At 70.5% G+C, this 7,304-nt stretch carries 9 protein-coding genes and 1 rRNA gene; 6 read left to right on the forward strand and 4 right to left on the reverse strand.

The window, feature by feature from the left end; all coding sequences use genetic code 11:
- Positions 1-79 (forward strand): 5S ribosomal RNA (gene rrf / locus ACFO4E_RS30180); the annotation flags it as partial.
- A gap of 113 nt (positions 80-192) precedes the next feature.
- On the opposite strand, the gene ACFO4E_RS29825 is transcribed toward rrf, so the two are convergent.
- Entirely contained in the window at positions 193-1,434 is a 1,242-nt protein-coding gene (locus ACFO4E_RS29825) for a cytochrome P450 (RefSeq protein ID WP_378580621.1), read from the reverse strand.
- 230 nt (positions 1,435-1,664) lie between these two features.
- Here ACFO4E_RS29825 and ACFO4E_RS29830 point away from each other — a divergent pair, with 230 nt between their 5' ends.
- Positions 1,665-1,823: a DapH/DapD/GlmU-related protein gene (locus ACFO4E_RS29830; protein WP_378580623.1), complete on the forward strand. Its 159-nt coding sequence runs from the start codon at positions 1,665-1,667 to the stop codon at positions 1,821-1,823.
- A 46-nt stretch (positions 1,824-1,869) separates the two neighbouring features.
- On the opposite strand, the gene ACFO4E_RS29835 is transcribed toward ACFO4E_RS29830, so the two are convergent.
- On the reverse strand, positions 1,870-2,301 hold the full coding sequence (locus ACFO4E_RS29835; RefSeq protein ID WP_378580625.1) for a hypothetical protein: 432 nt from the start codon (positions 2,299-2,301) through the stop codon (positions 1,870-1,872).
- A gap of 98 nt (positions 2,302-2,399) precedes the next feature.
- On the opposite strand from ACFO4E_RS29835, the gene ACFO4E_RS29840 reads away from it, so the two are divergent.
- Positions 2,400-3,014 carry a TetR/AcrR family transcriptional regulator gene (locus ACFO4E_RS29840; protein WP_378580627.1) on the forward strand — a complete coding sequence of 205 codons (615 nt, stop codon included), beginning with the start codon at positions 2,400-2,402 and terminating at the stop codon, positions 3,012-3,014.
- Positions 3,015-3,253: 239 nt separating this feature from the next.
- Here ACFO4E_RS29840 and ACFO4E_RS29845 read toward each other — a convergent pair whose 3' ends face one another.
- Together ACFO4E_RS29845 and ACFO4E_RS29850 are read right to left on the reverse strand one after the other, a co-directional pair.
- Positions 3,254-3,823 carry a methylated-DNA--[protein]-cysteine S-methyltransferase gene (locus tag ACFO4E_RS29845; RefSeq protein WP_378580629.1) on the reverse strand — a complete coding sequence of 190 codons (570 nt, stop codon included), beginning with the start codon at positions 3,821-3,823 and terminating at the stop codon, positions 3,254-3,256.
- Between the two features lie 160 nt (positions 3,824-3,983).
- Positions 3,984-4,310, reverse strand: coding sequence for a hypothetical protein (locus tag ACFO4E_RS29850; RefSeq protein ID WP_378580631.1), 327 nt, complete (start codon positions 4,308-4,310; stop codon positions 3,984-3,986).
- A 137-nt stretch (positions 4,311-4,447) separates the two neighbouring features.
- On the opposite strand from ACFO4E_RS29850, the gene ACFO4E_RS29855 reads away from it, so the two are divergent.
- The 3 genes from ACFO4E_RS29855 to sucC form a co-directional block, all read left to right on the forward strand.
- On the forward strand, positions 4,448-4,864 hold the full coding sequence (locus ACFO4E_RS29855) for a cobalamin B12-binding domain-containing protein (protein WP_378580633.1): 417 nt from the start codon (positions 4,448-4,450) through the stop codon (positions 4,862-4,864).
- Between the two features lie 439 nt (positions 4,865-5,303).
- Positions 5,304-6,077 (forward strand): TSUP family transporter, encoded by a 774-nt coding sequence (locus ACFO4E_RS29860; RefSeq protein ID WP_378580635.1) that lies wholly within the window; start codon positions 5,304-5,306, stop codon positions 6,075-6,077.
- 281 nt (positions 6,078-6,358) lie between these two features.
- The coding region (sucC, locus tag ACFO4E_RS29865; protein ID WP_378580637.1) for an ADP-forming succinate--CoA ligase subunit beta at positions 6,359-7,304 on the forward strand (946 nt) is incomplete at its 3' end.

Raw genomic sequence — 7,304 nt, forward strand, 5'->3', positions numbered from 1 at the left:
TTCCGAACCCGGTCGTTAAGCCTCTTTGCGCCGATGGTACTGCCCTGTGGTGGGGTGGGAGAGTAGGTGGCCGCCGGACATTTTTTTGGTGGGGGTGGGAGCTTTGGTTCCTGCCCCCACCTTTTTTTGTGGGTTTTTTCGCGACCCCTTGTGAACAAGTGAAACATGAATGCGCGAACGAGGTCGGGCGTCCTACCAGGCCACGGGCAGTTCGTGCAGGCCGTAGACGGTCGAGTCGCTCTTGAACGGAAGTTCCTCCACCGGAGCCGCGAGCCGGAGACCGGGGATGCGTGCGAAGAGGGTGTCGAACACGATCTGGAGTTCGAGCCGCGCCAGGTTCTGCCCGAGGCACTGGTGGGGGCCGTATCCGAAGGCCACGTGGTGCCTGGCACCCCGGTCGATGTCGATGGCCGCGGGGTCGGCGAACACCGTGCCGTCATGGTTCGCCGACGCGAGGAGCGCCACCACGCCCTCGCCCTCGCGGATGGGGACTCCGCCGATCTCGATGTCGGATGTCGCGACGCGCGACGTGACCGGTCCCGTGATGCTGAAGAAGCGCAGCAGCTCCTCGACCGCCGCCGGCGTCAGCGCGGGGTCGTCGCGCAGCCTCGCGAGGATGCCCGGATTCTCCAGGAGGGCGACGGTTCCGAGGGAGATCATGTTGGCCGTGGTCTCGTGGCCGGCGATGAGCAGGATGAGCGCCGTCGCCACCAGGCCCTGGTGGTCGACCGCTCCGCCCTGCTCGCGCTGCCTCGCGATCTGCCTACCGATGAGGTCGTCGCCCGGATCGGTCGCGTTCTCCTTGTCCGTGCACAGGCGCTTGATGTAGCCGTAGAGGTCGACGAGCCCCGCGCGTCGCTCGTCCGAGTTCGATTTCCAGGACAGCAGCGTGGTCGTGCACGACTGGAAGAAGGGGTGATCGGAGTAGGGGACCCCCAGCAGCTCGCAGATCACCAGTGAGGGCACCGGGAGGGAGAGGGCCTGCACGAGGTCGGCGGACGAGCCCCCGGCGAGCATGGCGTCGATGTGGTCGTCGACGATCTCCTGGATGCGCGGCTTCAGTGCGCGCATGCGCTTGACGGTGAACTCGCCCAGTACGGCGCGGCGGGCCTGCGCGTGTTCGTCGCCGTCGAGGCCGATCATGAGCGGCCGGTCGCCGAACGAACCGCCGGAGGAGACCGCGGCGTTGATCCCGATCGTCGGGGCGTATCGCGGGAAGCCCTGCCGCCTGCGGTCGGAGCTCAGCCGCGGGTCCGACAGCGCGGCGCGGACGTCGTCGAACGTGGTCAGCAGCCACGCCGAACCGCCTCCGGGCATCTCGGCCTTGGCCACGGGTGCCTCGGTGCGGCGGCGTTCGTACTCGGCGGGCTGGTGCATCGGGCAGGAGCGGGGCGGAGGGAAGTCGGCGGGGATCGGATCGGTGCTACTGGTCATGGGTCCCCCAGGGCCGGCGAAGCCGTGTACGGAAGAGAAGGATAGTGGCGGCCGGATGCGTGCGATCGGACCGCGCCGAAGTCTCGCCAGCGCGCGCGACGGATCATGCGTGTCCGGCACCACTGGCGGTTGCGCGACAATCCTCGAATGACCGACGACCGCTTCATGCCGATCCACGATCCGGAGCTCCAGGCGAGGGGCGCCGGTTCCTCAGCGGCGCTCCCATCGACGTGGCGGAGAACGTGTGGATCGGTGCCGGGGCGATGATCCTGCCGGGCGTCAGCATCGGCCGAGACGCCGTCATCGCGGCCGGAACGACCGTTGTCGACGATGTTCCGGCGGCGAGCCTGGTGGCGGGCCCCAAGGGCACTGTGCGCCGACGTTGGTAGTACCGCACCGCGGTGGAACCCGGCGGCGATCCGCCGACCGCGGTTCTCAGTCGCCTGCCGCCGGTCGAGGCCGAGGACTCCACCCCCGGCACAGGACGTAGCCGGCCATGAGGACGACCGTGAGGACCCCGTCCACGATGACGACGGTGCCCGCATCGGCCACGCCGTCCCGCATCTGGTACACCACGGCGGTCGCCGTCATCGCGAGCTTGTGGAAGATGACGATCTCCCACACGCCGCGGTAGGCCCGGGGGCGCGCCGCGAGCAGCGCGAACAGCATGCCGAACACGAGCAGGCCATAGGCCCGCCACGCGCTGACGATCTTGACCGCGTCGTCCACGCCGCCCAGCGACCACAGGGCGTCCGCGGCCGCGGACGCGGCGCCGAGCGCCGCGACGCCCACCAGGACCCGGCCGGCGAGGTCGCGACGCGTGTGCGTCGCGCGATCAGAAGACGGTGGATCAGCGAGCGCCGGCATGAGACTCCCCGTTATTGTGGCGACCCCATGTCGCCAGAAGAACCTTCGCACGCGATGTCCGTTTGTGGCAACATGTTGTCGCCATAAGGGAGGTGGTCATGGGGGCACCGGCACGCCGAGGCGACCCGCAGCGGCGCATGCGCCCCGGCGGTCGCAGCGCACGGGTCAATGAGGCGGTCCTCGCCGCGGTGCTCGACGAGATCGTCGAGTCGGGCTACTCGAAGCTGAGCTTCGAACGGGTCGCCGGCCGCGCCGGGGTGCACAAGGCGACGCTGTACCGGCGGTGGGCCAACAAGGAGGAGCTCGTCGCGGAGGCACTGCTCGCGCGGTCCGCCAGCGCGGTGCCGGTGCCCGATACGGGATCGCTGCGCGAGGACCTGCGCCGACTCGCGCACGCGATCGTCGCGCACATCTCCTCACCAAGCGGTCAGGCCCTGCTGCGCACGCTGGTCTCCGATGCCGGCCGGGACCCGGAGATCGCCATGGCCGGCCGGACGTTCTGGAGCGAGCGGTTCGCCCGTGCCGGCGCCATCGTCGAGCGCGGCGTCGCGCGTGGCGAACTCCCCCCTGACACCGACGCCGCGTTCTTCATCGAACGGCTCATCTCGCCGCTGTTCCTGCGCCTGCTCGTCACCGCCGAACCGATCGACACCGCGTACGCGGATCGGATCGTCGACGCGCTGTGTCCGGGAAGCGGTGCCGGGCCCGACTGAGGCGTGCACCACCCGGCGGGGATCGTCTCGGGCCGGAGGCGCGGGTGCGCGATGCCGATGGGCGGCCCGGCCCGCCCCGGCCGACGGTTCGCACCGTGTCGCTACGGGGACCGGGCCGGATCGCGTGCTGATGGGCGTGCGTCCCCTCCGTCACCGGTGTCCGAGGCCATCCGGTCCGCCCCCTGGGGCCGGCCGCGCCATCCGTCCGCCGGGCCGGCGCCGCGTCCGCTCCCGGCCCTTCAGGCGGGCCGGCGGGCGGTGCGTTCCAGGTGGAGGAGGTGGCGTTTGCGGGGCAGGCCGCCGCCGTAGCCGACGAGGGCGCCGTTGGCGCCGATGACCCGGTGGCAGGGCACGATGACGGAGATCGGGTTGCGGCCGTTGGTCAGGCCGACCGCGCGGGATCCGTTGGGGTGCCCGATCGCCTTGGCGATCGCCCCGTAGCTGGTGGTCCTGCCGTAGGGGATGGTGGTGAGTTCGCGCCAGACCAGGCGCTGGAAAGCGGTGCCGTGCGGTGCGAGGGGCACGGTGAACTCGCGCAGGTCGCCGGCGAAGTACGCGCCCAGTTGCCGTTCGGCCTCGGCGAACCACCCGGGGTCGTGGCGCCATTCGCCGCGGATCGGGAGGGGGCCTCCGCCGGGCGGCTCCATCCACAGCGCGGTGAGGGACGCGCCGTCCGACGTCAGCAGCATCTTCCCGATGGGGGAGCCCGCCACCGTGTACAGGATGGTCTCCGCGGGCTCGGCGAATCCGGTGGGCGGGAGCGGCCCCGGGGCCTCGGGAACGTCCAGCGGGAGCATGTCCTGCGTCATCCGGGGTTCCATCGGGGCGGCGCTCCCTGTCGGTCGGTGCTGCCGGCGGGTTCGGGCGGCGGGCCCGAAGACCCGGTCGAACGGAGGTACGATGCGGCCTCTCCATGATGCCCGACCCCCGTTACCGGCGGTGCCCGCGGCGGTCGCCGATCCGTCCCGGCTACGCGCCCTCGCCCTCTCCGCGCTCGGTGCCTCCGGGGGTGCCTTCCTCGCCGTGCCGCGTGAGGTAGTCGATGTAGAGCGGGCGCAGGGCCTCCTGCACGCCCGGGTCGTCCTCGGCGCTCAGGGCCTCCTGCACCAGGCCCGACGCCTGGGCGATGCTCGCGTCGCTGGCGTCCAGGTTTCCGGCGGCCGCTTCGGCGGCGGGGATCGCCTCCAGCAGCCGCCAGAAGAACCGGATGTCCCAGCGGTGCCGGGCCAGCGCGACGGCGCGCTCGTGGAGTTCCGTGGAGGGCAGTCGTTCCAGTTCGGATGCGTCATCGCTCATACCTGCCGACTACCCGCCACCCGGCCGTTCAAGAGCGCCGGTGATCTGGGTTACGCTGCTGGCGAGGTCGATGCCGCGGCCCGACGCCGTCCCGGTCACGGGCGCGGGGGTGGTGGCCGGAGGCGAGAGGGCTGAGCATGAGCGCGTCAACAGCTATCCGGGTCGTGGTCGCCAAGCCGGGTCTGGACGGGCACGACCGGGGGGTCAAGGTCGTCGCCCGGGCGCTGCGCGACGCCGGCGTGGAGGTCATCTACATGGGGCTGCGCCAGACCCCGGAGATGATCGTGAACGCCGCCCTCCAAGAGGACGTCGACGCCATCGGGCTGTCGGTGCTCTCGGGGGCGCACATGACCATCTTCGAGCGGGTCATCGAGCTGCTGCGCGACGCGGACGCGACCGACATCACCGTCTTCGGCGGCGGAATCATCCCCGAGGAGGACATCCCCGTGCTGGAGCGGATGGGGGTCGCCAAGATCTTCACCCCCGGCGCGACCACCGAGGAGATCGGCGGCTGGGTGCGGGGCAACATCCGCGCCGTGCACGCGGCGGGATAGCGGCCGGCGGGCGCAGCGGCACCCGATCCGGCGCCGGTTCCCCAGCCCTGACAAGGGTGGACTTCGGGTGGCGTGGTGATTTCCGGCGCCGTTCACCGGCGATTCCGCGGGCGTCGTGGAATGGTGCCCGAATTCGATTTCCGTGGCCATTCCGCGCTGATCATCGGGCCGTGAAAATGGTCGTGGTGAATGCGCGCCTGAAGGTGTGACACACGGGTGCGCCGCGGGTCGCGGTGCGCACTCGGAATGTGTTTTCGCCGGTCGCGCGCTCTCACTCCGGGGGTGTGCCGCCGAGGTGCCGGCCGCCCGGGTGGGGCCCGGCCGGGAGCGCGGGCGGGGCGGCGGCTACACTCCGTTGATCGTGCATCCTCCTCATTTCACCGTCTTGTCCCGTTGTGTCCCGCTCGCCCGCTTCGCCCCGGTTCTCGGGTAGCGCGGGGTGGACGCGGGATTCGATGTCATCGCGCTCCTGCTCGTCGCCGCGGCCGCCGCGGGGTGGGTCGACGCCGTCGTCGGGGGCGGCGGGCTGCTGATGCTGCCCGCCATGCTCGTGGCCTTCCCGGGCACGCCGGTGGCGCAGATCCTCGGTACCAACAAACTGACGGCGATCTTCGGCACCTCGTCGGCCGCGTTCACCTACAGCCGCGGACTGCGCCTGGAACCGCGGATCGTGTGGCCGACCGCCGGCCTGGCGCTCGTCGGCTCCGGGGGCGGGGCGGCCCTGGCCGCGTCGATCTCCTCCGATGTGCTGCGCCCCGTCGTGATGGTGGTCCTCGCGGCGGTCCTCATCCTGGTCGTGGCCCGCCCCGCGTTGGGCGCCGCGGCCGACCCCGCGCTGCTGACCCCCAACCGCGTCGTCGCCGTGGTCCTGCTCGCGGGTGGCGGGGTGGCCTTCTACGACGGGCTCATCGGCCCCGGGACCGGGACGTTCCTCATCATCGCGCTGACCACGATTATCGGCCTCGACTTCGTCACGGCCTCGGCCTCGGCGAAGATCATCAACACCGCGACCAACCTCGGGGCGCTGGCGGTGTTCGCCTGGCAGGGCAACGTGCTGTGGCTCCTCGGCCTCGCCTTGGGGGCCGCCAACATCGTCGGAGCCCAGGTGGGGGCGCGTATGGCGCTGACCCGCGGTGCGGGGTTCGTGCGGGGGGTCCTGGTGGTCGTGGTGGTCGCGCTGCTCGCCCGGCTGGCCTGGGACCAGTTCGCGTAGCGCGTGTTAGGACGGTGTGACCCGTCACACGACTTCTCACCGCATCCCCTGGCAGAAGCCGGTGCAGAACGGGCAAAGCCACACGAAGCATGGTGGTTTGACTGGTCAACGCAGCCCCGGTGTCCGCTGACTAGGGCCGGGAGGACTAAGCTTCCGCATGGTGCGGATGGCATTTTCGACGGATCTTCCAACGCGGTAGGGCCTGCAAAGGTTCCGCCGCTTCGTGTCAATCGACCTCCGCAGACCACTTGCAGCCAGCCGAGTAACAAGGACGGACCCTCGTGGACCTGTTCGAATACCAGGCGAAGGAACTCTTCGCAGAGTACGGGGTTCCCGTACCCCAGGGAAAGGTGGCGAGCACGGCCGCTGAGGCGCGTGCCATCGCCGATGCGTTCGCGGCGGCGGGCAAGTCCCGTGTTGTCGTCAAGGCGCAGGTCAAGACGGGTGGCCGCGGTAAGGCCGGCGGTGTGAAGGTGGCCGATGGCCCCGAGGACGCTCAGGCCAAGGCCGAGCAGATCCTCGGCATGGACATCAAGGGGCACACGGTGCACCGGGTCCTGGTCGAAGAGGCCAGCGACATCGCCGAGGAGTACTACTTCTCGTTCCTGCTCGACCGCTCCAACCGCACCTTCCTGTCGATCTGTTCGGCCGAGGGCGGCATGGAGATCGAGGAGGTCGCGGAGACCAACCCCGACGCCGTCGCCAAGGTCGCGATCGACGCCATCAAGGGCGCGCCGGCCGAGGTCGCCGCCGAGATCGTCAAGAAGGGCAAGCTCCCTGAGGCGGCCGCCCAGGGCGCCGTCGAGATCGTGACGAAGCTGTGGGACGTCTTCGTCGGCAAGGACGCCACGCTCGTCGAGGTCAACCCGCTCATCCTGACCAAGGATGGCCGCGTGGTCGCCCTCGACGGCAAGGTGACCCTCGACGAGAACGCCGAGTTCCGTCAGGACCTCGCCGGCCTGGCCTCCGCGGCCGAAGGCGACCCGCTCGAGGTGAAGGCCAAGGAAAAGGGCCTGAACTATGTGAAGCTCGACGGTGAGGTCGGGATCATCGGCAACGGTGCGGGCCTGGTCATGTCCACCCTGGACGTGGTCGCCTATGCCGGCGAGGCCCACGGCGGGGTCAAGCCCGCCAACTTCCTCGACATCGGCGGCGGCGCCTCGGCCGAGGTCATGGCCAACGGCCTGGAGATCATCCTGGGCGACCCCTCGGTCAAGAGCGTGTTCG

The sequence above is a fragment of the Nocardiopsis mangrovi genome, from assembly GCF_042653925.1.
In the GTDB taxonomy this organism is placed as follows: domain Bacteria; phylum Actinomycetota; class Actinomycetes; order Streptosporangiales; family Streptosporangiaceae; genus Nocardiopsis_B; species Nocardiopsis_B mangrovi.

Bases quoted from the DNA above. Each gene is read 5' to 3' on its own strand.
- ACFO4E_RS29825 (WP_378580621.1), bottom strand. From the start codon at position 1,434: ATGACCAGTAGCACCGATCCGATCCCCGCCGACTTCCCTCCGCCCCGC.
- ACFO4E_RS29835 (WP_378580625.1), bottom strand. From the start codon at position 2,301: ATGCCGGCGCTCGCTGATCCACCGTCTTCTGATCGCGCGACGCACACG.
- ACFO4E_RS29840 (WP_378580627.1), top strand. From the start codon at position 2,400: ATGGGGGCACCGGCACGCCGAGGCGACCCGCAGCGGCGCATGCGCCCC.
- ACFO4E_RS29845 (WP_378580629.1), bottom strand. From the start codon at position 3,823: ATGACGCAGGACATGCTCCCGCTGGACGTTCCCGAGGCCCCGGGGCCG.
- ACFO4E_RS29850 (WP_378580631.1), bottom strand. From the start codon at position 4,310: ATGAGCGATGACGCATCCGAACTGGAACGACTGCCCTCCACGGAACTC.
- ACFO4E_RS29855 (WP_378580633.1), top strand. From the start codon at position 4,448: ATGAGCGCGTCAACAGCTATCCGGGTCGTGGTCGCCAAGCCGGGTCTG.